Annotated in this window: 21 protein-coding genes and 1 pseudogene; 9 read left to right on the top strand and 13 right to left on the bottom strand. The window is 57.9% G+C overall.

All coding sequences use genetic code 11. The annotated features are described in order from the left end of the window. Window positions 1–164: 164 nt before the first annotated feature. On the bottom strand, window positions 165–2,555 hold the full coding sequence (gene rnr / locus BN1125_RS16465; RefSeq protein WP_042013583.1) for a ribonuclease R: 2,391 nt from the start codon (window positions 2,553–2,555) through the stop codon (window positions 165–167). Window positions 2,556–2,689: 134 nt separating this feature from the next. On the opposite strand from rnr, the gene BN1125_RS16460 reads away from it, so the two are divergent. Further along, the gene (locus BN1125_RS16460) at window positions 2,690–3,712 is read left to right on the top strand and encodes a GGDEF domain-containing protein (protein ID WP_042013582.1); all 1,023 of its coding nucleotides are present in this window, start codon (window positions 2,690–2,692) and stop codon (window positions 3,710–3,712) included. Window positions 3,713–3,857: 145 nt separating this feature from the next. On the opposite strand, the gene ompA is transcribed toward BN1125_RS16460, so the two are convergent. Both ompA and BN1125_RS19790 read right to left on the bottom strand, forming a co-directional pair. After that, the gene (gene ompA, locus BN1125_RS16455) at window positions 3,858–4,892 is read right to left on the bottom strand and encodes a porin OmpA (RefSeq protein WP_042013579.1); all 1,035 of its coding nucleotides are present in this window, start codon (window positions 4,890–4,892) and stop codon (window positions 3,858–3,860) included. A gap of 266 nt (window positions 4,893–5,158) precedes the next feature. Next, window positions 5,159–6,182, bottom strand: a pseudogene (locus BN1125_RS19790) (SGNH/GDSL hydrolase family protein). Window positions 6,183–6,435: 253 nt separating this feature from the next. Between BN1125_RS19790 and BN1125_RS16445 the strand changes: the two are divergent. Beyond that, window positions 6,436–6,822 (top strand): YgiW/YdeI family stress tolerance OB fold protein, encoded by a 387-nt coding sequence (locus tag BN1125_RS16445; protein WP_042013578.1) that lies wholly within the window; start codon window positions 6,436–6,438, stop codon window positions 6,820–6,822. A gap of 85 nt (window positions 6,823–6,907) precedes the next feature. Here the strand turns inward: BN1125_RS16445 and mltC are convergent, their stop codons facing one another. The 3 genes from mltC to mutY all read right to left on the bottom strand — a co-directional run bounded on the left by mltC (window position 6,908) and on the right by mutY (window position 9,462). Next, window positions 6,908–8,011, bottom strand: coding sequence for a membrane-bound lytic murein transglycosylase MltC (gene mltC, locus BN1125_RS16440; protein ID WP_042013651.1), 1,104 nt, complete (start codon window positions 8,009–8,011; stop codon window positions 6,908–6,910). Between the two features lie 117 nt (window positions 8,012–8,128). Then, a complete protein-coding gene (locus tag BN1125_RS16435) occupies window positions 8,129–8,401 on the bottom strand; it encodes an oxidative damage protection protein (protein ID WP_042013576.1) in 273 nt (90 codons plus the stop codon). A gap of 8 nt (window positions 8,402–8,409) precedes the next feature. After that, complete coding sequence (mutY, locus tag BN1125_RS16430) at window positions 8,410–9,462, bottom strand: A/G-specific adenine glycosylase (protein WP_042013575.1); 1,053 nt, start codon at window positions 9,460–9,462, stop codon at window positions 8,410–8,412. A gap of 237 nt (window positions 9,463–9,699) precedes the next feature. On the opposite strand from mutY, the gene BN1125_RS16425 reads away from it, so the two are divergent. After that, on the top strand, window positions 9,700–10,938 hold the full coding sequence (locus BN1125_RS16425) for a multifunctional CCA addition/repair protein (RefSeq protein WP_042013574.1): 1,239 nt from the start codon (window positions 9,700–9,702) through the stop codon (window positions 10,936–10,938). Between the two features lie 117 nt (window positions 10,939–11,055). On the opposite strand, the gene BN1125_RS16420 is transcribed toward BN1125_RS16425, so the two are convergent. Then, a complete protein-coding gene (locus BN1125_RS16420; protein WP_042013571.1) occupies window positions 11,056–12,654 on the bottom strand; it encodes a BCCT family transporter in 1,599 nt (532 codons plus the stop codon). Window positions 12,655–12,663: 9 nt separating this feature from the next. After that, window positions 12,664–13,194 carry a hypothetical protein gene (locus BN1125_RS16415; RefSeq protein WP_042013570.1) on the bottom strand — a complete coding sequence of 177 codons (531 nt, stop codon included), beginning with the start codon at window positions 13,192–13,194 and terminating at the stop codon, window positions 12,664–12,666. A 163-nt stretch (window positions 13,195–13,357) separates the two neighbouring features. Between BN1125_RS16415 and BN1125_RS16410 the strand changes: the two genes are divergently transcribed. Further along, the gene (locus BN1125_RS16410) at window positions 13,358–13,837 is read left to right on the top strand and encodes a MarR family winged helix-turn-helix transcriptional regulator (RefSeq protein ID WP_042013568.1); all 480 of its coding nucleotides are present in this window, start codon (window positions 13,358–13,360) and stop codon (window positions 13,835–13,837) included. 71 nt (window positions 13,838–13,908) lie between these two features. On the opposite strand, the gene BN1125_RS16405 is transcribed toward BN1125_RS16410, so the two are convergent. Continuing rightward, the gene (locus BN1125_RS16405) at window positions 13,909–14,490 is read right to left on the bottom strand and encodes a YjaG family protein (RefSeq protein ID WP_042013566.1); all 582 of its coding nucleotides are present in this window, start codon (window positions 14,488–14,490) and stop codon (window positions 13,909–13,911) included. A gap of 162 nt (window positions 14,491–14,652) precedes the next feature. On the opposite strand from BN1125_RS16405, the gene BN1125_RS16400 reads away from it, so the two are divergent. Then, entirely contained in the window at window positions 14,653–15,597 is a 945-nt protein-coding gene (locus BN1125_RS16400; protein ID WP_042013564.1) for a D-2-hydroxyacid dehydrogenase, read from the top strand. Between the two features lie 72 nt (window positions 15,598–15,669). Here the strand turns inward: BN1125_RS16400 and mepM are convergent, their stop codons facing one another. Further along, on the bottom strand, window positions 15,670–17,007 hold the full coding sequence (gene mepM / locus BN1125_RS16395) for a murein DD-endopeptidase MepM (protein ID WP_042013563.1): 1,338 nt from the start codon (window positions 17,005–17,007) through the stop codon (window positions 15,670–15,672). Window positions 17,008–17,267: 260 nt separating this feature from the next. Between mepM and BN1125_RS16390 the strand changes: the two genes are divergently transcribed. Next, the gene (locus tag BN1125_RS16390; RefSeq protein ID WP_042013562.1) at window positions 17,268–18,566 is read left to right on the top strand and encodes a LapD/MoxY N-terminal periplasmic domain-containing protein; all 1,299 of its coding nucleotides are present in this window, start codon (window positions 17,268–17,270) and stop codon (window positions 18,564–18,566) included. Further along, window positions 18,563–19,504, top strand: coding sequence for a TAXI family TRAP transporter solute-binding subunit (locus BN1125_RS16385; RefSeq protein WP_042013561.1), 942 nt, complete (start codon window positions 18,563–18,565; stop codon window positions 19,502–19,504). The genes BN1125_RS16390 and BN1125_RS16385 overlap by 4 nt, the downstream gene beginning before the upstream one ends. Here the strand turns inward: BN1125_RS16385 and BN1125_RS16380 are convergent. Next, window positions 19,499–20,173, bottom strand: coding sequence for a transglutaminase-like cysteine peptidase (locus BN1125_RS16380; RefSeq protein WP_042013559.1), 675 nt, complete (start codon window positions 20,171–20,173; stop codon window positions 19,499–19,501). The two genes, BN1125_RS16385 and BN1125_RS16380, sit on opposite strands and share 6 nt — an antisense overlap. Before the next feature lie 67 nt (window positions 20,174–20,240). After that, entirely contained in the window at window positions 20,241–21,173 is a 933-nt protein-coding gene (znuA, locus tag BN1125_RS16375; RefSeq protein ID WP_042013558.1) for a zinc ABC transporter substrate-binding protein ZnuA, read from the bottom strand. Window positions 21,174–21,266: 93 nt separating this feature from the next. Here znuA and znuC point away from each other — a divergent pair, with 93 nt between their 5' ends. After that, window positions 21,267–22,043 carry a zinc ABC transporter ATP-binding protein ZnuC gene (znuC, locus tag BN1125_RS16370; RefSeq protein WP_042013556.1) on the top strand — a complete coding sequence of 259 codons (777 nt, stop codon included), beginning with the start codon at window positions 21,267–21,269 and terminating at the stop codon, window positions 22,041–22,043. 21 nt (window positions 22,044–22,064) lie between these two features. After that, the gene (gene znuB / locus BN1125_RS16365; RefSeq protein ID WP_042013554.1) at window positions 22,065–22,844 is read left to right on the top strand and encodes a zinc ABC transporter permease subunit ZnuB; all 780 of its coding nucleotides are present in this window, start codon (window positions 22,065–22,067) and stop codon (window positions 22,842–22,844) included. A gap of 133 nt (window positions 22,845–22,977) precedes the next feature. On the opposite strand, the gene BN1125_RS16360 is transcribed toward znuB, so the two are convergent. Then, window positions 22,978–23,868, bottom strand: coding sequence for a LysR substrate-binding domain-containing protein (locus BN1125_RS16360; protein ID WP_042013552.1), 891 nt, complete (start codon window positions 23,866–23,868; stop codon window positions 22,978–22,980). Between the last annotated feature and the right edge of the window lie 67 nt (window positions 23,869–23,935).

The following is a 23,935-nucleotide window of genomic DNA, read 5'->3' as shown; positions in this document are numbered from 1 at the left end:
TAAGTCCCCCCCTTTTCGCTGACCATAAAAAATCCGAACCCCGGTAACAGGGTTCGGATTTTTTTCGTCGCCAGGACTATCAGGCGCTGGCGGAGATAACCCGGGGCCATCAGCCCCTTACGGCCTCAGCCCGGGTCACCGGACCCAGGCCATGGCCGAAGGGCTTATCCCTTGGCCTTATCGCGAGCCTTTTTGCTCGGTCGTCTGTTGCTCGGTTTGGCGCGGCCACCCTTGTCGGATTTGCCGTGATCCTTGCCCTCTGTTTTACGTTTCTCGTGGCGCTGGGCGCTCTTGGCCTTCTCTTTCTTGATCTCGGCCTGCTTGCGCGCCATCTCTTTGGCGTTCTTGCCGGTGGCCTTGAGCGGCTCTTCCACCATCACGAAGTCGATCTTGCGATCGTCCAGGTTCACGCCCATCACCTTGACCCGCACCTTGTCGCCCAGACGGTAGCGACGGCGGAAGTTCTCGCCGATCAGCTGCATGTGCAGGGGATCAAACTGGTAGTAGTCGTTGGTGAGGGTGCTGACGTGGACCAGACCGTCGATGTGGATCTCGGCCAGACGGACAAAGAAACCAAAACCGGTGACGCTGGCGATGACGCCATCGAACTCGTCACCCACGTGGTCCAGCATGTACTCGCACTTGAGCCAGTCGGCCACGTCGCGGGTTGCATCGTCGGCACGGCGCTCGGTCATGGAGCAGTGCTCGCCCATGGGGTCCACTTCTTCCATCTGGTAGTGATACCCACCGCTCGGAGTCCACTTGTGGCGCAGGTTGCTCTGCTGCTCCTTGGCCGTCTGATATTTGATGGCGCGGTGCAGGATGAGGTCAGGGTAGCGACGGATTGGCGAGGTGAAGTGGGCGTAGGACTTCAACGCCAGACCAAAGTGACCTATGTTGTCAGCCTGATAGATGGCCTGACGCATGGAGCGCAGCAGCATGGTGGAGAGCAGCTCCGCATCCGGGCGCCCTTCAAACTTGGCGGCCAGCTCGGCAAAGTCCTTCGGCTCGGGCTCGAGGCCCCCCTTGAGCTCCAGACCCAGTTCGGCCAGGAAGTCACGGAAACCGGTCAGGCGCTCTTCGCCCGGACGGTCGTGCACCCGGAACAGGGCGGACGCTTCGTTCTTCTCGATGTAGCGGGCAGCCGCCACGTTCGCCTGGATCATGCACTCTTCGATGATCTTGTGGGCATCGTTGCGCACCAATGGCACTATCTGGTCGATCTTGCGCTGGGCGTTGAAGATGAAGCGGGTCTCTTCGCTCTCGAACTCCACCGCACCGCGCTGGTGACGGGCATGCTTGAGTGCCTTGTAGAGGTTGTTCAGCTCTTCGATATGGCCGACCAGCGGATCATATTGCTGACGCAGCTTGGGTTCACCATCGAGGATCGCCGCGACCTTGCTGTAGGTCATCCGCGCGTGGGAGTTCATCACGGCTTCGTAGAACTTGTAGCCAGACATGCGGCCAGCGGCGGAGATGGTCATCTCACACACCATGCAGAGACGGTCAACCTGCGGGTTCAGGGAACAGAGGCCGTTGGAGAGCACCTCCGGCAGCATGGGCACCACAAACTCGGGGAAGTAAACGGAGTTGCCGCGCTGGTACGCTTCAGCATCGAGCGCCGTACCGGGCTTCACGTAAGCGGAGACGTCGGCAATGGCAACCCACAGGCGCCAGCCGCCACCGCGCTTGGCTTCACAGAAGACGGCGTCATCGAAGTCGCGGGCGTCTTCCCCGTCGATGGTCACCAGCGGCAGGGCGCGCAGGTCGATACGACCCTCTTTGGCCTTCTCAGGCACCTGCTCACCGAGACCGGCAACCTCTTTGGTCACCTCTTCCGGCCAGGTGTGCGGGATACCGTGGGTACGCAGGGCAATTTCGATCTCCATGCCCGGCGCCATGTTCTCGCCCAGCACGTCCAGAACGGTCCCTACCGCATTGATGCGGGAGGTGGCGCGCTGATTGATGCGCACCACGACAACCTGGCTCTGGCGAGCGCCCTTGTTCTCCCCTTCCGGGATGATGATGTCCTGGCCGATACGGCTGTCATCCGGCACCACGAAACCAACGCCATTCTCGACAAAGTAACGGCCGACAATGTCTGCCTCACGGGACTTGAGCAGGCGCACCAGGCGCGCTTCCTGTCGCCCCTTGCGGTCGATCTCGGTCGGCTGCACCAGCACGTAGTCGCCATGCATCAGGCGCTGCATCTCTCGGTTGTTCAGATACAGATCCGGACCACCACCTTCCGGACGCAGAAAACCGAAGCCATCCTTGTGGCCAATTACATAACCTTTGACCAGATTCAGACGATCCGGCAGGGCGTAACATTGGTTGCGAGTGAATACCAGTTGCCCATCACGCTCCATGGCGCGCAGACGACGACGCAAGGCTTCCAACGGCTCTTCATCTTTCAGCTTGAGGACCTTGGCCAACTCTTCACGGGACATGGGCTTTTCATGGCCCTTGATGAGTTCCAGGATCAACTCGCGACTGGCGATGGGGTTATCGTATTTTTCGGCCTCGCGTTCGAGGAAAGGATCTTTTTGAGACATAAGCAGGCCTTAGGGTAGGTGGTAACGCTGCCATTATATCGGAGGGGGGGGCGAATGGCATCCATCGGCTGCCTTTTGGCCACTCTCTCTGTCATACTATGTGCAGTTCGCTAAAAGTGTGAGGCATAGCGCTCATGAGTAAGGATACATTTGCCCAATCTGCTGCCTATCTCAAGCAGGCGGTTCCCCTGATGATCAAGTACCAAATCCCCACTACGCCGGACAATTATCACCTCTGGTACAACTATGTCTCGGCCAGCATGCCCGAACTCAACCAGGCGATCGAGCAAGCCATCAAACAACAGGGAACCTGCTCGCTCACTACCTGCGAGCGGCTCTATCACCAATATCTGGCTGCGCAGGGTGAACAGCAGATGGAGGCCATGAAGCTCAATCTTGCCGCCATGGCCAGTGAACTGAGTCACTCGATGCAGGATGCCATCTCCGATACCGGCATGTTTCAGAATATGCTCGACAAGAACTTCGACAAGCTGAGCAAGATCGACGACAAGGGTTTAAGCCTGGAAGACACCATGGGGATCCTGCGGGAGCTGGTACGCGAGTCGCGGAATGTGCGCATGTCCACCATGCACTTTCGCAATCAGCTCAGCAATGCCGAGAAAGAGATCCAGGTGCTGCGTGAGGCACTCAACGAGACCCGCAAGCTGGCCAACGAGGATGCTCTCACCAGCCTGCTCAATCGGCGCGCCTTCGATCTGGAGCTGGAAGGGTTGATCCGCAGCCAGCAACCCTTCTCGCTGATCCTCGCTGACATAGACCGATTCAAGAACTTCAACGACGAGTATGGCCACCTGCTCGGTGATCAGGTGCTGCGCGCCTTTAGCAAACGGCTGCGCGATGCCTGCAAGGATGCCGTCACCGCCTACCGGATTGGCGGAGAAGAGTTCGCCCTGTTGCTCCCCCATCGCTCCCTGCCACTGGCCAGACAGTTGGCGGAGAGCATGCGCCGGGCCATCGAGCGGATGTCGATCCTCGATCGCAAATCAGGACGTCGCATCGACCACATCACCGCCTCGTTTGGTGTCGGTGAGTACAACGGTCAGGAGAATGCCGACGGCTTGGTCGAGCGTGTCGACAAGCTGCTCTACAAGGCCAAGGAGCTGGGTCGCAACCGGGTGATGCCGCTCCCTTCCTGAGTTAACAAGCAGCTCCACTCGGCTATCAAATAGTACATGCCAACGTAAAAAGCCAGTCAGATCAACTGACTGGCTTTTTACTATTGCTTGCACCAACAGGGGCTGTTTATTCCAACCCCTGTGGCGATCAGATCAGTGCGAAGGATTACTCCTGCACCTCGCTGACACCTTCAACTTTTACATCAACACGACGATCCGGTGCCAGGCAGACGATCAGCTCACGCTTGGACTTGCTGACACAGCTGTCGCCGGTAACCGGTGAAGCTTTACCACGCCCTTCCACATTGATCTTGGCGGCCGGGATCCCCTTGCCTACCAGATAATCGGCCACGCTCTGGGCGCGCTGCTCGGAGAGTTTCTGGTTGTAGGCATCAGAACCGATACGGTCGGTATGACCGATCACGGTGGCGACGCCATCCTTGGGTCGAGCCTCTTCAATCTGGGCATAGAGGCTATCCAGCGCCTGACTGGCCTCTGGCTTGAGGGTCGCCTTGTTGAAGTCAAACAGCACATCGGAGCTCAGGGTGAACTGCTTTTCAACCATCACAGGCGCGGGAGCCGGTTCAGGAGCCGGGGCAGGCGCGACAGGGGCGACTTGGCCAAAACGATAAACCGCAGCCAGTGAGAGCAGGCCGTTATCCATTCTCACGCCGGTGTCATCACGGTCGCCATAAGGGGTGGTGTATTGATACTCAAGACGGGCGGCCCAGTCACGATTGAACGCATATTCCGCGCCCAAAGCACCGACCACAACGAAGCGGCTATCTTTGTCAAATTGGTTGCTATCACTCCAACCATAACCCCCGCCAATACGACCGTATAAATCCAGGCTCTCCATCACAGGGAACCCCAGCTTCAAGGTAAGCTGAGCCAACTGAGCCTCAACCTCATCATTAAAAGTGGCGCCAGTAACCGTCGTACCATCATATTTATATTTGCCCAGATAGTCATAACCGAGCTCGATACCCAGATTCTGGTTAACCTGATAACCGGCAAAGGCACCCGCTCCCAGTGCATCCTTGGTTTCATTACTCAGGTCAAAATCGTTACTTTCATCAATGCCATAGAAGTTGGACCAACCCAGTTTGGCACCACCATACCAGGTGTTGTCCTGACCGGCAGCCTGAGCATTGGCCGCCAGCAAGCCGGTAACCAGCAAGGTAATCAATGATTTTTTCATATCTGAACCTCTGCAATTTTATGTTGGTGTAGGTTGATTGATATCAACTCGTCTTCTGGGCGCAATCACCCAAAAGCGATCACTGCAGATAAAAGTTAGCCTATTTTCAAGTCCCTGATATCAATTAACAAAAAACACTGTAACGCAAACATTTCACAAAAACAGCAACAAACGCCCGTTATTTGAGCTGACAATGTTGCAAAGCGAGCGTTCGGCCCAGACTGGCGGGGGAGAAAAGGGCCAGCTTCCGCCAGCCCTGGCAAGTATCAGTGACGGACAAACTCGTAGTGCTGCTCGATAAAATCAGCGACACGCTGGCTCAATACCTTGTGTACCGTCTTGGTCGGATGAACCTGATCCCAGAACATGTGCTCATCGCAATTGAGGCGCGCCGCACACCCTTTTGCCTGCCCACTCACCACCGCCTGCGCCAGGATCGGGTTACCGGCGATGGCTACGCTCTCGGAGAAACTCAAAGCGGGAGCCACCACCTCTGTGGCGCGGCCTGTGAACGGCTTCCACGTATAGCCGCCACCGTAGCAGGCGTGCTCTGTGTCACTCAGCCCGAACAGCTGGGGATCGCGCATCATCTCGTCAAACTGCTTGTCCACTTCGAACAGCTTCACGATGCCGAGGGGAGCCAGCTCGCGGGTGAGGTTTTGCCGCCGCTGGTTGTGGTAGCTGGCGACGTGGCGCACCTTCCCCACCACCTTCATGCTGCGGGTGACGGGGTCTGCCCCAGATCCGGGATGTTGAACAGCAGGATCTGCTGCGCACCGTTGAGCACCAACCGGTTGGATGCCAGCCGGATGGTCTCGATCACCCGATCCGCATCCCGCTCGGTGTTCCAGCCATAAGCCAGATAGTCGTTGGCACCGACCCAGATCACCACCAGATCATCTGGGCGGAACTTGTCCTTTTTCAGGAACTGATCGATCTCGTAATCGAGGTTGTTGATCACCTGATATTTGCGATCCCAGGACCAGAAACCGAGCCAGCCGTTCAGGGCCACCAGATGGTTATAGGCCACCGCCGTTGCACCACCTTCCGCCTCATTGGCCACGACCAGACCGGGGAAACGCTCGTCACGCAATGGCTCCGGCCGTTGCTGAAGCGCCCGTTGAAATAGGGTGGACTGGAGGGGAGATGTCCCCGCATCTTCTTGTACATCTTGCCGGTGCCGGAGAGGCTGTCACCAAACATCACGACTCGGGAAAAAGGCTGGCGTCTCTCTGCCGCCTGAGCGGTCAATGCCATCAACCCCAATAAACAAACAAGCCATTTTTTCATATTGTTATGCTCTTCGATTAAGCAGCTGAGACCTGCTGACTTCGCCTCGAGTGGCGACAGGCATGGGAAGAGTCTGCGGCCACTGACTTCTGATGAAGGCGACAGATTACAGCTCCGTATGAAACCAAACTTGTCTCACCATCGATGAAATCGCTTGCGCTCACAAAACAGCCAACCACAGTGAGCCTCTCTTTCACACTTGTTTCACGCCCTGCGCAGCACAATGCCCTCATACCAACGACAGGAGCATGAAATGAACAAGGCAAGCGCAAGCGTAATCGGACTGTTGACCCTGATGTCTGTCTCCTCTTTTGCCATGGCGGCCTATACCGGCCCACAGGAGCAGAACAAGGTCTCCGTTGCTCAACTGAAAGATCTGGCCGATGACAGCTGGGCTACCCTGGAAGGTAAACTGGTCAAACACTTGGGCGGCGAGAACTATCTGTTCCGCGACGCCAGTGGCGAAGTAGAGGTAGAGGTGGACGAGAAGGTGTGGGGTGGCACCGAGGTGGGCCCGGACGACCTGATCCGCATCCGTGGTGAAGTGGACCACAGCTGGAACAAGACCGAGGTGGAAGTGGAAACCCTGGAGAAAGTGGGCGCAGCCCCGCAGAGCAAGGGTGGCTTTATCGCCAAATAAGGCCACTTCACCGACGAATTGGCCAGACGTAAAAATGGCGCTTGCTATCAAGCGCCCTTTTGCATGGTTAACGCAGCGTCATCGCTTAACCGGCCCGGCCAGAAAAGGTTCTTTTGAACCCCTTTTCGGCCTGATTGACCTTGTAGAGGTAACGGCGCGCCTCTGCCTTCGGATGTTGCTCGGTCAACACCTGATAAACCGCCTCGGGGGAGAGCCGGTTGATCCGGCCCGGCGCCGCCTTGCGATCGCTGGAGAAGGTGTTGAGCACCCCGCCTGCGCCACCGTTATAGGCGGAGATCACCGCATAGCGACGGGAGCGAGGGTCCTCGATATCCGCCAGATAGACGGTCTGCAACAGGTGCAGATAGGCGGTACCGACATCGATGTTGTAGGCCGGATTGAACAGCTCCTCCCGGGTCGGCTGGCCGCTCTTGCCCTTGACCCGCACATAGACATCACGACCGGCGGTAGCCGGGATCACCTGCATCAGGCCATAGGCGTTGGCATGGCTCACCGCATAGGGGTTGAAGCTGCTCTCGGTCTTGATCACCGCATAGATCAGGCTCTCCGGCACGCCATATTTGCGCGACGCTTCCCGGATGATCCCCGCATACTTGTAGCCCCGTTGATCTTCATGGTTGGCCACCATGGGAATATCGACAAAGAAGATGGTACGAATACCAAGGGTACGCTTCTTCATCGCCGTGTTGAGCAGGTAATCGGCATAACGCTCGGCGCGCCAGGAGGCGCGAATTGGCTGGCGTTGATTGTCCAGCACCTGACCATAGAGGAAGGGCTCGCCGCCGGTCAGAATTTCACGGTCGGAGTAAAGATCCACTTCGGCAGGGTCATCCGGGGTGAGCAGGGTCTCGATAATAGCGCGGCGCAGGTGCGCACGCGGGTCGATGCCCGAGACGGTCTCCACCATGATGTGGCCGCTGGAGAAATCGATGTGAGCCCGGCTCTTGTACTGATCAGTGTATTTGACATAGTCAAACTTGCCCGCAAACAGCGCCTCCCGCCCCCATATCTCGTTCACGTTATGGGAAAGCGCGCTGATCATGTGTTCAAAACCGCGGATGTCCTTGCCGTTGACCAGATCGTCATCCTCACTCCCGCTGGGCTTGGGGGAGGATGAGCAGGCAGAGAGAAGCAGCAGGGTGCACAGCAGCCAAAAAATTCGGCCCATAGGATCCTCAAACCGGGCAGCCGGGCTGCCCATCATTCATTTGCTGCGACTTCAGGAGCGGTCACGCCAGTGTGGCGCCATTCCCGCACCTGTTCACACGTACAACAGCCGGAGAGCTTACTGGGCAGGCGGGGTGTAACCTTCGATCTGCACTTCACCTGCATCAAACAGGTAGTTGACCATCTCTTTTTCCAGCAGTTGGCGATGCTCAAGATTCATCATGTTGAGCTTTTTCTCGTTGATCAGCATCACCTGCTTCTTCTGCCACTCGGCCCAGGCCTCCTTGCTGATGTTGTCAAAAATCCGCTTGCCGAGCTCACCGGGATAGAGTTGAAAATCCAGACCCGGGCCCTCTTTGTTCAGGCGTTGGCAAAATACAGTACGGCTCATGTTGACCTCTATGGTTGTAACTCTGGATAGGCGAGCAGACGGGCCGTGGCGGCCGCCAGTCCCACCTCGGCAGGATGGCGTAAGTTATACCAGAGTCGGTTATCTGCTTCCATGAGCCGCAGCGGCTGCGCCTCATCAATGTCAATCAGCAACGGCTGAATATCGAGATGGAAGTGGCTGAAGGTATGGCGAAAACCGGCCAGTACCCGATAACCGTGATGGCTCAGGCCAAAGGAAGCCAACAGACCATCCACCTCCGCCAGTGAGGCCACCTGCGGGAAGCAGTAGAGCCCGCCCCAGATCCCTTGCGGCGGCCGCTTCTCCAACAGCAACTCATCGCCGTGGCGGATCAGCAGCATGATGCCGTCACGGGCCGGAATGCTCTTCTTGGGCTTGCTGTTGGGATAGGCGGTGGGCTTGCCTTGCGACAGCCCCTGGCAATCGGCCCGCACCGGACAGCGATCACAGGCAGGCTTGCTGCGGGTGCAGATCGTCGCTCCGATATCCATCATCGCCTGATTGTATTGCGCCACGCCCAGCTTGGGAGTGAGCCGGATGGCGATCTCCCACAGCGCGTTCTCCACCTGTTTTTGGCCGGGCCAACCCGGCAGCGCCAGCCAGCGGGTGAGTACCCGCTTCACATTGCCATCAAGGATGGCGTGGGGCTGACCCAGAGAGAGCGACAACACGGCCCCGGCGGTAGAACGACCAATCCCCGGCAGCGCCATCACCTCGTCAAAATGCTCGGGAAAGAGGCCGTGGTGGTGATCGCGGATCTGCTGGGCCGCCTTGTGCAGATTGCGGGCCCGGGCGTAATAGCCAAGTCCGGTCCAGTGGTGCAGCACCTCGTCGACGGGCGCATCGGCCAGCGCAACCACATCGGGGAAACGCGCCATAAAGCGCTGGTAATAGGGGATCACGGTGGCGACCTGGGTCTGCTGCAGCATGATCTCCGAGACCCAGACCCGGTAAGGGGTCTTCTCCTGCTGCCAGGGAAGGGTTTTGCGGCCATGAAGCTGGTACCACTCCAGCACCCGGCTGGCGAAGGTTGATTGATTCACGTTGTTCTCATGTCGTTGATATAATTGGAACTCTGCGGTTCCTTCGGCTCATCTTGCCTGCTCGGGCATGACGCCATCCCGCAGCACTGCGCCAGCTGTCTGGTGCGGCAGCGTAAAGCCTCGCCACGCCCAAGTCAAAGCCGCGCTGACTGGCGCTGCGGGCTGGTGGTGGTCAGGCAGCAAAGCGGTAACAAAGACGATATACTCGGCCCCACGATTGATGACGGGAGAGACGGTTTGCAGACTTATCTGGTTGGGGGCGCAGTGCGGGATCGCCTGCTGGGATTGCCGCAGGGCGACAGGGATCATCTGGTGGTCGGTGCCACCGTGGAGCAGATGCTGGCGCTGGGCTTTACCCAGGTCGGCCGCGACTTTCCCGTGTTTCTTCACCCCAAAACCCAGCAGGAGTATGCCCTCGCCCGTACCGAACGCAAACAGGGTCAGGGCTACACCGGCTTTGTCTGCCACGCCGCACCCGATGTGACGCTGGAGCAAGATCTGCTGCGCCGGGACCTCACCATCAACGCCATCGCCGAGGACGATCAGGGTCAGCTCCATGATCCCTACGGTGGCATCAAGGATTTGGAAGAACGGCTGCTGCGCCACGTCTCCCCTGCCTTTGCCGAAGATCCGCTGCGCATCCTGCGGGTCGCCCGCTTCGCCGCCCGCTTCCACGCTCAGGGCTTTACCATCGCGCCACAAACCCTCGCCCTGATGAGCGAGATGACGGCAGCCGACGAGCTGGCCCACCTCACCCCGGAGCGGGTTTGGAAGGAGCTGGAAAAAGTGCTGCTGGGGCCGACCCCGCAGATCTTTATCGAGGTGCTGCGCCAGTGTGGCGCCCTCAAAGCGCTCTTCCCCGAGATTGATGCCCTGTTTGGCGTCCCCGCCCCCGCCAAGTGGCACCCGGAGATCGACACCGGCATCCACACCCTTATGGTGCTGGAACAGGCGTGCCGGATCTCCCCGGAATTGACCGTCCGCTTTGCCGCCCTCTGCCACGATCTTGGCAAGGGGATCACCCCCAAAGAGTTCTGGCCAAGCCATCATGGTCACGGCCAGAAGGGGTTGCCGCTTATTCGCGCTCTGTGCGAGCGGTTCCGGGTTCCCAACGAGTGCCGGGATCTGGCGCTGCTGGTGAGCGATCTGCACACCCACATCCACATCGCTTTTGAGCTCAAGCCCGCTACCCTGCTCAAGGTGTTCGATAAAGCAGATGCCTGGCGTCGCCCAGAGCGCTTTGCCCAGCTGCTGGATGCCTGCCGCGCTGACTTCCACGGCCGTACCGGTTTCGAGGAGCGGGTCTACGCCGAGCCGGACTACGTGGCCGAGGCGCTGGCTGCCGCCCAGGCGGTGCCGGTCAAAGAGATCGTGGCCGCCGGTTTCAAAGGGGAAGAGATCAAGGAGCTGTTAGCCAAAAAGCGGACCGATGCCATCAGCCGCATCAAGGATGAGTGGACCTTTATCGAGGAGTAAATCAGGCCCCATATCAGACGGCCGCCCTGATGATGAGCTCCGCAAGGAGTGCATCGCCAGGGCGGCCGTTTTGCATCCAGATTTATATGTGAGGGGCGCTAACCCCTGCTGGTGCTGTTATGCGGGACCAATGCGCTCCATCAGGCTCATATGGGATGAGCCATCGTGACGCTTGAGGTTCTGGCGATACTCGAACTGGCGCTGACTCTCCTGCTTGAGCCCCAGCATCAGTGAATAACACATCGCCAGCATGATCACTGAGAACGGCAGCGCCGCTATGATGCTGGCTGCCTGCAAGGCGGCCAGGCCGCCGGAGACCAGCAGGATAGCGGCAACCAGCCCCTGCCCCAACCCCCAGATGGCGCGGTGCAGCACCGGTGGCTCCTGATCCCCGATGGAGAGCAGGGTGGTGATGACCAGCGTGCCCGAGTCACTGGAGGTGATGAAGTAGGTGCAGATGAGCAGGGTCAGTACAGCTTTGGCAATCCAGCCGAAGGTATCCCAGTGCAGCAGCTCGACCGTCTTGTAGAGCGCCAGCGTCACATCCTGGTTGACCGCAGCCACCACGCCGGCGCCACCAAACAGCTCCAGATTCATCGCCGTACCGCCAAACACGGTGAGCCAGAACATGCCTAGCAGCGAAGGCACCAGCAGCACGCCAAGCACAAATTCGCGAATGGTGCGCCCTTTGGAGATGCGGGCGATAAACATGCCGACAAACGGCGCCCAGGCTATCCACCAGCCCCAGTAAAACGCCGTCCAGCTCAACTGCCAGGCCGAAGTGCCGTTGGCCTCGGTGTTGGTCCAGAAGCTCAGCTGGATGATGTTCTGCAGGTAGTCACCGATATTCTGCACATACGCGTTGAGGATGTAAGTAGTCGGCCCAAGCACCAGAAAGAGCGCGAGCACGAACACGCTCAGCCAGATATTGAGCTCGGAGAGGATCTTCACCCCGCGCCCGACCCCGGAGACTGCAGACAGGGTGGCGATCAGGCTGATGCCACCAATCAGCCAGAGCTGGTTCGCTTGCGATACGTCCATGCCAAACATCTGGTTGAGGCCGGTATTCATCTGGGAGACCCCCAGACCAAGGGAGGTCGCCACCCCGAACACGGTGCCAAACACGGCCAGCACATCGGCCGCATGGCCCCAGAAACCGTAAATCCGCTCGCCGAGGATGGGATAAAGCACAGAGCGGATCGCCAGCGGCAACTTGCGCCGGTAGCTGAAGAAGGCCAGCGACAGGCCGACGATCACATAGATGGCCCAGGGGTGCAGACCCCAGTGGAAGAAGGTAAGCCGCATGGCGATCTGGGCCGCCTCCGGGGTCATTCCTTCGGTAATGAATGGGTTGCCCTGCAGATGATTCATCGGCTCGGCGATGCTCCAGAACACCAGGCCGATACCCATGCCCGCGCTAAAGAGCATGGAAAACCAGGCGAAGTAGCCGAACTCCGGTACCTGGTCGTCGTCACCCAGCCGGATGGTGCCAAAACGGCTGAACATCAGGTAGACAGCGAAGAACAGGAACAGGGCGACCACCAGAATGTAGTACCACTTGAACCCGGCAATAATCTGATCCTTGGCCCCGACAAACCAGCTGGCGGCCGTCTCGGGGACAAAGACCCCTAGCAGCAGAAACAGGCTGATGACGGTCAACGCCGTCATGGCCATGGTCGGGTTGAGGCCTTTCAATAGCCCTTTGCTTGCTCGCATCCAGCCTCCTTAGTCGTTGTTGAAAAAGTCTTCGCCTACATGATCACCGGCACCGCCGATGGCGCGATAGACCAGTTTGCCGGCCGCCTGTTCGCGGTGATCCACCAGCGAAACTGAGGGCTGGCCATTCACGGCGTGACGCTTGCCAAGGAAGATCGCCATGGGGACGCCCAGATTGGAGACACCGCTGGTGATCCAGAGGCGGTTGAAGTCGTAAGAGCCACCGATGAACTCCAGCTGGGCCAGGCCGGTATCGAGGCCGGTCAGATAGAAGTTCATGGCACTTTCGTCAGGAAAGAGGTGCACCAGCACATAGGCGTAGCGCAATTCATTCACCAACTCCTTTAAGCTGAAAGTACCTGTCTCACTGCGAGAGAGGGGGGATTCACCATCATAATAGTGGTGTACCTTGAGGATGTTGGGGTCCTCTTCGCAGGCAGGCTGATAGCGCACAAAAGCCGAGGTATCAGGCAGTTCATAGCGAATTCTGACCACACGTAACTCGGCCACCAGAGACTTGATATCCAGCTCGTCGCTCATCATTTCGCTCCTCAAATGTCAGGGTGAATTCCGTGAAATGCCCGACAACCTAACACAAATTTAATTAGAGCAGAAATAATTACAGCAAAAACCATATTGACCTTGTAACGAATTAGGTGGAAAATTTTGCGCCTCTCCACTGCCCTCCAATGACGCACACACCATGGAAACATATGATGAAGTGCTGGTCGCCCTGCGCCAGATTATTCGTGCCATCGACATGCACTCCAGGCGCTTGATCAAAGAAGCCGGGCTCACCTCCCCGCAACTCTTGCTGCTCAAAGGGATCGACGAACTGGGACAGATCTCCATGCGTCAGCTGGCCGATCACACCAACATGAGCCAGGCCACCGCCACCACCATCATGGACCGATTGGAGAGCCGCCAGCTGGTACAGCGCATTCGCAGCAATACCGACAAACGCAAGGTTCACGCGACACTCACTGACGCAGGCCGCGCCCTGCTGGCCCAAGCCCCCACCCCGCTGCAAGAGCGCTTCATTCAGCGTTTTCAGGCGCTGGAAGCGTGGGAACAGACCCTGCTGCTCTCCTCCCTGCAACGCATCTCCTCCATGATGAATGCCGACGAAATCGATGCGGCCCCGGTGCTGAGCGTCAGACCGCTCACCGAAGAGCAGGCATAAGCTGCTGAACAATTTCAGACATAAAAAAAGCTCCCGAACGGGAGCTTTTGTCTATCAGGGGCCGCAGAGGATTACTCTTCCAGGCTGATCCCGATATTGGAGACGCCATCCTGAGCGGCAAAGGCCTTGATGGCAAGGATGCGGTCGCTGTCGCGCTCGTGGGCGACTCGCTTGAGCAGCTCGACCTGAAACTCCAGCTCGGCTTCCATGTACTCGTGCTCGTAGAGCTCCTCTTCGGTCAGATCCCGCTCCTCCAGCAGTTCGATAAAACCGGCCACGGTACCGACGGAGGCATGGCTGGCATCGTTGGCCTCTTCACCAACCCGGCAGATCACCGAGTTGTAGGCGCAGCCCAGCGCCACGCAGGCATCCAGCGCGGGATAGGCACCGTAGGATTCAAACTTGCGGGGATCCGGAATGTGAGACTCGAACTCTTCGAGAATGGCACCCAGATTGACCCGGGATCCCTTGACGGTGAGGTAGACCCACATCTGATCCAGCGCATGCCGGAAAGCACCAGCATTGCCAAAGCCGGAGGCCTGACAGAACAGGGCATAGTTGGGGTACATGCGCTCTGCCAGCGCCAGGGTGTAGACGGTCTGTTGCCAAGGCTGTAGCTCGGCCAGTCGCTTATAAAACTTGTCACCAAACACTGGAGTCGGATCCTTTGCAAAATGTGGGGCAGATTGTAGCCCACGAGGGGCGCGGCGAAAACGAAAAAGCACCCTGGTCGGCTATGTTGCGCGGGCAACTCGGGTAAGATGGGACGAGAGCGGCATCTTGTCGCGCCGCAAATTCTGATAAGGAACAAGAGTATGAGCCAACGTACCCTTCTTTTGCTCAGCCAGGATAATGCTCACTACGAACGTCTGCTAAAAGCGGCCAACCTCCCTCATCTGCGCATTCTGAGAGCCGACAACCCGAGCGATGCCGAACAACTGATCGGCGAGGCCCATATTATACTGGCAGAGCCAGCCCGAGCCAAACCGCTGCTGCCCAAAGCCAACAAGCTGAGCTGGTTCCAGTCCACCTACGCGGGAGTCGATGTGCTGCTCGACCCTGACAGTCGCCGCGACTACCAGCTCACCAACGTGCGTGGCATCTTCGGCCCGCTGATGAGCGAGTATGTCTTTGGTCATTTACTCAGTCTGACACGCCAGCTTCCCCGCTATCGGGAACAGCAAAGGCAACGACTCTGGCAGAGTCACCCTTACCTGGGGCTCAAGGGGACAACCATGCTGATCCTGGGTACCGGCAGCATTGGCCAGCATATCGCCCACACCGGCAAACATTTTGGTATGAAGGTGCTCGGCATCAGCCGCAGTGGCCGTGAGCGAGCCGGGTTTGACCAGGTTTATCAGCTGCCTGCGCTCAACAAGATGCTGGCGCAGGCCGATGTCATTGTCAGCGTGCTACCCGCCACCCGCGATACCCGTCATCTGTTCAATGCCGTGCGCTTCGAACACTGCAAACCGAACGCCATCCTGTTCAACGTCGGCCGTGGCAGCGCCGTTCACTCGGGTGACCTGCTCACTGCACTGCGTACCGGCAAGCTGGCGATGGCGGTGCTCGATGTGTTCGAGCAGGAGCCCTTGCCTGCCGACAGTCCGCTGTGGGGGCAACCCAATCTCATCGTCACACCTCACAACAGCGCCTACAGCTTTCCCGAGGATGTGGCCCAGATTTTCGTGCGCAACTACATCCGCTTTATCGACGGTCAGCCACTGGATGGCAAGATCGACTTCGACAAGGGTTATTGACCCTCACTACGTATGTAAAAAGGCCCCGCCAATCTGGCGGGGCCTTTTCATATCAGGCTGTGACAACAGGAATCAACCCGCGGCCAGCTCCTTGCGGTAGCTCTTCACCTTGGCGAGGAACTGACGACGATCCTTACCGCTGAGCGGTTCAGCCATCGGCAGCTTGGCGGTCATGGCATTGACCGGGCGGTTGTTGATCCGCAGCTCGTAGTGCAAGTGAGCACCGGTCGAGCGGCCCGTATTGCCGGAGAGGCCGATCTTGTCGCCCATCTTCACCCGCTGACCGGTTTTGACCAGCAGCTTGCTCAGATGCAGATAACGGGTAGAGAGGGTACGGCCATGCTTGATGACGATATAGGTACCTGCCAACGGGTGCCTGGTCGCTTTCTGAACCACACCGTCACCGGTGGCCATTACCGGGGTGCCGACCGGCAAGGCGAAATCGGTACCCTCGTGAGGACGGATAACCCCCGTCACCGGATGCTTGCGCGCCGGGTTGAAATTTGAACTTATCCGGTAGCGACTGTGGGTCGGATAACGACGGAAGCCACGTTCCAGACTGTTGCCCTCTCCATCGTAATAGTTACCATCATCGGAGAGCCAGGCCGACACCGTCTTGCCCTGACTGGTCATCTCCACGCCCAGCAGCTGGCTGTTGCCGGTGCTCTTGCCTTCCACCGTCTCCTGTCGCACCAGCACCTTGAAGCTATCACCCTTCTTTAGATCTTTAGCGAAGTTCATCCGCCACTGGAACAGGTTGGCTATCTTCTGGATATGGGCGGCAGAAATGCCGGCTCTGCGGGCACTGCTAGAGAAACTACCATTGACCACCCCGTTGTAACGCTGCTGCTGCCACTCGACCTTCTCGTTGATCATGGAAGCGGTATACGCATCATCGCTACGCGACATCACCAGCGTCTGCTTGATGTTCAGGCGGATTTTGAGTTGCTGCAGGATGTTGTCCTGATCGATCAGCAGCTCGATATTCTGGCCCGGCTTGAGGCGCGCCAGATAGTTCTTGTTGTCCGCGTCCAGCACCTTGTAGAGGGTGGTAGTGGAGAGACCGAGATTGTTAAAAATGGCGGTCAGGTTTTCGCCGTTGCGGACCCGGTAATCCTGCCACTGGGGGGTGGTGTCGACCGGGATATCGTCATCCGGCGCACTCTGATCAACCAGTTCGTGATCGGGAATTTCGTTAAAGTCGGTGTTGTTTTCGTTGGTTGCTGTACCTGCGGTATCAATGGGCAACTCAAGACGCAGCGGCCGCTCGAGGATGTCACCCGGAGCTGGCAATAATGCCACTGCTGACAGGGTCATGGCCGTCAGCATCAGCATGGCGTAAAAGTGTTTGCGGGGAACCGGTGGTTCCCAATTGGCAGCCTGTACTACCAAGGGACGGAGACGTTTCATCCGCTATCCTGTATTTAGATCTAAAGAGTGTGAGTTGCAATGTCAGTTGTGACAAAACCTTATAAAACTGTTTTTTAGACAAAACAAACTTCAAATAGTTCATCACAATCTGCATGAACCTCACATTTTATGCATAACACGCCCGGATGGGCAGAAATGATCGCCTTTTTTAACCATTTTCTCCTATTTTTAAGAACCGGAGCGGATTCGATTCGGCATTAAAAATAAAAATGTTGCGATAATTTTTCCATGGAGTGGACATGACGTTATCAAAACTGTTGCGTTGGATAATCCTTGTGCTGTTCCTGATTGGTGCAGTTATGCTGTTCGTTCTTGAGGTCTCCACGGTTCGCCAGTCGATCCTCGATCAGATGTCAGCCAATCTGGAAACTTCCATTACCGCTCTTGGGCTGGTCTTGCAAGGCACCTTGCTCAATGACGATCAGGTGCTAGCCGAAACCATTGTCAATGCCATGTTTGACGGTGGCTTCGTCAGCTCGGTCATTCTGGTTGATCCGGATGGCCAGTTGCTGTTTCAGAAGGTCTTTCACGCGACCCAGCAGAATGTACCGGGCTGGCTTCCTTCTGTTATCGACATGCCTCCCGTCAAGATTGAGCAGGAGTTGACCGATGGCTGGCGCATGCTGGGCACCCTGACGCTGGAGGGTCACCGCGGCTACGCCTATCAGCACCTGTGGAATGCCATCAGTCGTACTGGCACGGCTCTGCTTGCGGGGCTCGCCCTATTTACCTTGGTCATCTCTCTGGTCTGCAAGCGTCTGCTGCAACCACTGGAGCAGATCAATGTGATATTGATCCGGCTGCGCAAACATCAGTTCAACAACTCGCTACCCACCCCCTGGTTACAGGATCTTAAAGAGGTTGCGATCTCAATCAATCAGTTGATCTCCGAGCGCAAGCGGGATCTGCTGCAACAGCGGCTCAAGATCACTCAGCTGGGCAAACAGCTTGCCCCAACCCAACCACAGCCGCTGCAAGGGCTAAGCCCCCTGCCTGAGGGGGGGCAACTGCAGAGATTTTTCTCTACTCAGGGGGATATCACCCTCTACCAACGATTCTTGCCCGATCCCCCCCTCGGTGCAGGAAGTTCACTCTCCACCATCCAGAGAGCCCTGGCGCTATGGCAGCACTCCCATATAGAGGGGATATTGCTGCCCCTCTCCCTGCTCAATCACCCGCAATGGTCAGAGATCGCCCCTCTGCTCAGCCAGGGCCGAGGCAAAATGCTGGATTGGCGCTGGGACCTCATGTCCTTCCCCTCCCACGGCCAGTCCACCTTGGCCACACTACAGGAACAGGGATGTGAATTAGCCTTCAGTGCCATCCCCCTTAATGCGGACACCTTCAACATGCTTGACCCACTCAACCCCATTTTTATCAGCTGTCAGCTGACGGATGAGCCGCTCTACTGGCATCTGATCTCCCAAACCATGCATGCCGCCGGTTATACCCTGCTGGCGGAAGCCGGAGAGTGCCACGATATCGACAAACTGAGGACCTGGGGTATCGATGGTTATGCCAAGGAGACTCAATCATGAAAAAACTCGCCATGTTATTGGCTCTGCTCTGGCAACCTGGGTTGATGGCAGAAACAGTCACTATTGGTACCGGTGGTGAACTAGGTATCTATCATCAGATAACCAGAGAGTACTGCCGTCTGGCTCATGAGGTCGATGAACAACTTGAGTGCAAACAACAGACTACATCAGGCTCAATAGAAAACCTGCAACGCGTGAAGCGCGGCGAGGTCTCCTATGCCATGGTACAGTCAGACTGGCTCTATCAAGCCAGCAAGGGATTGGGCCCCTTTGCAGAACAACCACAACCTGAGCTGCGCGCGCTGTTTGCTAGCCATGCCGAGCCCTTCACCATAGTGATCCGCGCAGATGGCGACATCACCTCACTGGAACAGCTCAAGCTCGCCCCCATCGATATGGGGTTGAAGAGCTCGGGGACCCGCCAGACGGCGCTAGCGCTCTTCAACATATTGGGAGCGAAAGAGCAGGATCTCGACCTGAAGAACATGGCCAACCTGCCAGATGCCCTTTGCAGCAAGCAGATCGATGCATTTGCACTGGTGATGGGGCATCCCAACCGGATCGTACTGGATACCGCCAAACGCTGTGCCGCCAGCTTCCTTCCCATTGAAGGGGCGATCCGGGATCAGCTGATTAAAGGGGTCAAATACTACCAACGCAGTCAAGTGCCTGCCCGCATCTACCCTGGCAATCCTAAAGCGACCCCCACCTTTGCCATTGCCGCCACTCTGGTCACCAATGCCACCATGCCGGAAGAGTCTGTCTATCGCCTGACCAAGGCCATGCTGGCCCGGCAGACCCAGTTCAATAAGCAGACCTATGGCTACGCCAATATGTTTCACCGGGCACGCAATAAAACCGGCCCGGTGCTGAGCATTGAACAGCATCCGGGCGCGGCCAGGTATTTCGAGGAGTTGAAAGCGGCGGGAAAGCTATAGCTGGCGGCGGGGAGAGCGCAGTTGCTCGCTGGAGAAACGGGTCTTCATCGATGTCCACTGGGCCAACCGATCGGCGCTCCCCGCCAGCGTCCCTTCCCGGCGTGACTTCATGATCCAGATGCTTTTGGCATCGAAGCTGTAAACGGGGATGAGATCGGTACGCTTGCTACCGGGCAGGATCCGGCTGTTGATGTTGTCGAGCACCAGCGGGTCAGATTTAGGGGTCGGGAAGTAGAGCGTAACCATGTGAAACTGGTTGTATTTGACTGCCTTGACATAAGCCAGCCGCAGCCTCTTCTCATCTATTCCCAGCTCCATCAGGGTGTAGTACTTGGCGATGCTGTAATCCTCGCAATCCCCCCCGCGGGCACCGATGAACTCCAGCGGATTGGCCCAATAATCCTCATCCCCCCACAACCTGGGGTCCTCGCTGTAGGTCAGATTGTTGAAGTAGTTGTTCACCAGCTCGATCTTCTGCTGATCCGTAGTACCCGCCCTGGGGGTCAGCAGGCGAGAAAAAGCCTCGGCCCGCTGAATGGCGTGACCACCATACACTTCCTGCAGCTTGGCCCGCAGATCTGGACTGGCAATGTACTCGGAAAGACGCGATGCCTGCACGCTGGCGCAACATAGTGCCAGCGTGCAGGCCGGGATCAACAACCATTTCATACCAGACACTCCATGTCAGATGCTGGAGGTCAGTATAGACCGTCCGGATGAGAGGCTCAGCCGGTGATCAGCGACACTGGGAGAATGCGTCTGCCAGTTGCTGCATGAATTGGGGATAACCATCCGGGCCCAGCGGCACCTGTTCACCTACCTCATCCAGCAACAGCACCTTGGCACCGGTATTGCGCACCACCGACTCGATGACGGCGGGTGAGAATTGCGGCTCGGCATAGATGCAGCTGGCCTGCTTCTCTTCCAGCGCCTTGCGAATATCCACCAGCGTCTTGGCGCCCGGGCGGCGTTCCGGACTCACGGTGAAGTGGCCCTTTGAACTCATGCCGTAATGGCGCTCCCAGTAGCCATACGCCTCGTGGAAGACAAAGTAGCCCTTCTCATTCACTGCCTTCATCTGGCCGGCAATCACCTTGTCCTTGGCATCCACCTTGGCATCAAATGCCGCGAGGTTGGCGTCATAGCGAGCCTGATTGGCCGGATCCAGCTTGCCCAATTCACTTGCGATCGCCTTGGCAATCACTTTGGCCTGCGTCGGGCCAAGCCAGATATGGGGATCGACCCCTTCGTGATGATGTCCCTCATGTCCTTCATCATGGTCACCGTGCTCGTGGGCGGCATGATCGTGATCATCATGGTCATGGGAGTCATGACTATCCTGAGTCCCGTAGTTGAACAGCGACATCCCCTCAACCTGAGTCAGGGTCAAAGCATGAGGATGGTTGGCCAGCGGCTTGGCCATAAAACCTTCCAGCTCGGGGCCGACCCACACCACCAGACCAGCACTGTTGATGTTGCGAATATCGGACGGACGCAGGGAGAAATCGTGGGGAGAGGCGCCGGTCGGCAACAATACCTTGGGCTCGCTCACCCCGTCGGTGATCGCCGCTGCAATGAAGCCGAGCGGCTTGATGGTCGTCAGTACCTCAAGGGCACGAACGGGCAAACTCACCGCCAGCAAGGCAGTGAAAAGCGCAATTATTCTCATTGGTGAATCTCGTCAGGGGGTGAGTATGTGATAATATAACAGCCGCTTTTTGTTATATTATAACTGTCCCTGGCTGTAAACCCCGGAGTTGTCATGACCCAACTGGTGGAGCTGAAAGAGGTCTCTCTCTCGTTTGATGGAAACCCTGTGCTCGACAAGGTCTCCTTTACCCTCAATAAAGGCAAAATCACCACCCTGGTCGGCCCCAACGGGGCAGGCAAGAGTACTCTGAGCAAGCTGGTGCTAGGCCTGCTCACGCCCGATTCGGGCAAGATCACCCGTAGTGGCGACTTGCGGGTCGGCTATGTGCCCCAGCGCCTCTATCTGGATCCCACTCTGCCATTGACGGTGCGCCGCTTTCTGCAACTGGGCAAGAACAGCCGTCTATCCATTGAGGAAGCGCTGACCCGGGTGGGTGCAGAGGGATTGCAGGAAAACCGGATGCAGAAGCTCTCCGGCGGGGAGATGCAACGAGTCCTGCTGGCCCGCGCCCTGCTGGTCAAACCCGAGCTGCTGGTGCTGGACGAGCCGGTACAAGGGGTGGATATCAATGGCCAGATCGAGCTCTACGCCCTGATCGGCCAGCTCGCAGCCGAATTCAATTGCGCCGTACTGATGGTATCCCACGACCTGCATCTGGTGATGGCCAGCACCCATGAGGTGATCTGCCTCAATCGCCACGTCTGCTGCCACGGCGAGCCGCAGAGCGTTGCGCGCCACCCGGAATTTGCCCGTTTGTTCGGGCGATCGGAGCAGGAGGTGCTGGCAGTCTATACCCACCATCACCACTGCGACGGCGAACACCATCATCATGAACCGCAGGCCCCCGTCATCCGCCTGCCCTCTCGCAACAACGCTCAGCACAAATAACGCACGCAACAGGACATTCAAGTGGACAGCTTTCTGTTATACGCCCTCGCGGCCGGTCTTGGCATCGCCTTGCTGGCTGGCCCTCTCGGCAGCTTCGTGGTCTGGCGCAAGATGGCCTATTTTGGCGATACCCTCTCCCATGCCTGCCTGTTCGGCATCGCGCTGGGCATCCTGCTGCAGGTCGATCTCACCCTGGCGGTGGTGGTCTGCTGCCTCGCCATGGCGATGCTGCTGGTGATCATGAGCCGCAACCAGCAGGTTGCCACCGACACCCTGCTCGGCATCCTGGCCCACAGCGCCCTGTCCCTCGGTCTGGTCACCTTGAGTTTTATGGATAACGTGAGGGTGGATCTGATGGCCTACCTGTTTGGCGACCTGCTCTCGGTGCAACCCATGGATCTGCTCTGGATCTACGGCGGTGGCGCGCTGGTGCTGCTCACCCTGTGGCGGCTGTGGGATCCCCTGCTCTCCATGACCATTTCAGAAGAGCTGGCGCGGGTAGAAGGGATCCGAGTCGATGTAATGCGCTGCGTGCTGATGCTGCTGATCGGACTGGTGATCGCCGTGGCGATGAAGTTTGTCGGCGCGCTAATCATCACCTCCCTGCTGATCATCCCCGCCGCCACCGCCCGCCGCTTCAGCCAGACGCCGGAGCAGATGGCCGGCTTTGCCGCGCTGATCGGCTGTCTCGCCGTGCTGGGTGGATTGACCCTCTCCTGGTATCAAGATACTCCGGCAGGTCCCTCGGTGGTAGTCTGTGCTACCACTCTGTTTGTACTGAGCCAGTTCAAACGCGCTTAAAAATCAAACCTCCTGATAGCGGTGGTTTCTTCGACGCTATCAGGACACTCCCCAGACCAGCCCCTCGGTCGTCGTCTGCGCCACCAGCCTGTTTGTGCTGAGCCAGTTCAAGAAAGCCTGATAATACGAGCAGTTAGAGCGGCATGCTCTGGCGTGTCTCCATCATCAGCCACTGGCGCAAACGGCTGATGGCAGGCTCATGGGCCCGCGAGCGCTTGCAGGTAAAGTAGAAGGCATCCCCCGTCTCCAGCTGGTGTACCGGCAAGGCCACCAGCTGGGGATCATCAGGCCGCAGCATGTAGTCATTCACAAACGCCACCCCCTGATCCCAGGCCGCCGCCTCCATCGCCAGCAGCACATGGCTGAAGTGGTGTATCCGCGCTTCGTCCGGGATCACCAACCCACCCGCCTTGGCCCAGCGTTGCCAATCCTCACCCCGCGCCTTGTAGATGGACTGCACCGACAGCAGCGGCAACTGCCAGATGGCGCCTGGCCACTCCCCGCTGACTTGCTGTAACAGGCGGCGACTGCAGACCGGAAAAAGCCGCTCCCGGTAGATGAGATCATGACAGTAGCCACGCCCGTGGGGTGAGACTGTGATAAAGCAGTCCGCCACCCGATCAGATAGCTCCGGGTCTTCCGCCACCATCTCCAGACTCAGATCCAGCTCGGGGTAGAGTTGGCGCAATCCGGCCAACCGGGGGATCAGCCACTTCACCGCAAACGAGCTGTAGACCGCGAGGCGTAGCCGCATCTCGCCACCACCACGTAGCTGCTCGCTGCTTTGGGCTATCTGGCTGAGTCCGGCAGCAATCCCCTCGAAGTAGATCTCTCCCTGTGGCGTCAACGAGAGCAGCCGCCCCTGACGCAGCAGCAACCGCTCCCCCAGAAAATCCTCCAGCAGACGGATCTGGTGGCTGACCGCACTTTGGCTGACGTTCAGTTCAAGAGCGGCGCGGGAGAAGCTGAGCAGCCGGGCGACCACTTCAAAATATTGCACGGCACGAAGGGGGGGCAGCTTCATTATCTAAATATCTCATGAGTGGTTATTTTTTATCATTTTACTGGATAACGTACCCCGCGCTACCCTC

Origin of the sequence: Aeromonas fluvialis, from assembly GCF_000819885.1 — a bacterium.
Taxonomy (GTDB): domain Bacteria; phylum Pseudomonadota; class Gammaproteobacteria; order Enterobacterales; family Aeromonadaceae; genus Aeromonas; species Aeromonas fluvialis.
The sequence above is the reverse complement of the archived record's forward strand: the minus strand, read 5'-3'. Positions and strand labels throughout refer to the sequence as shown.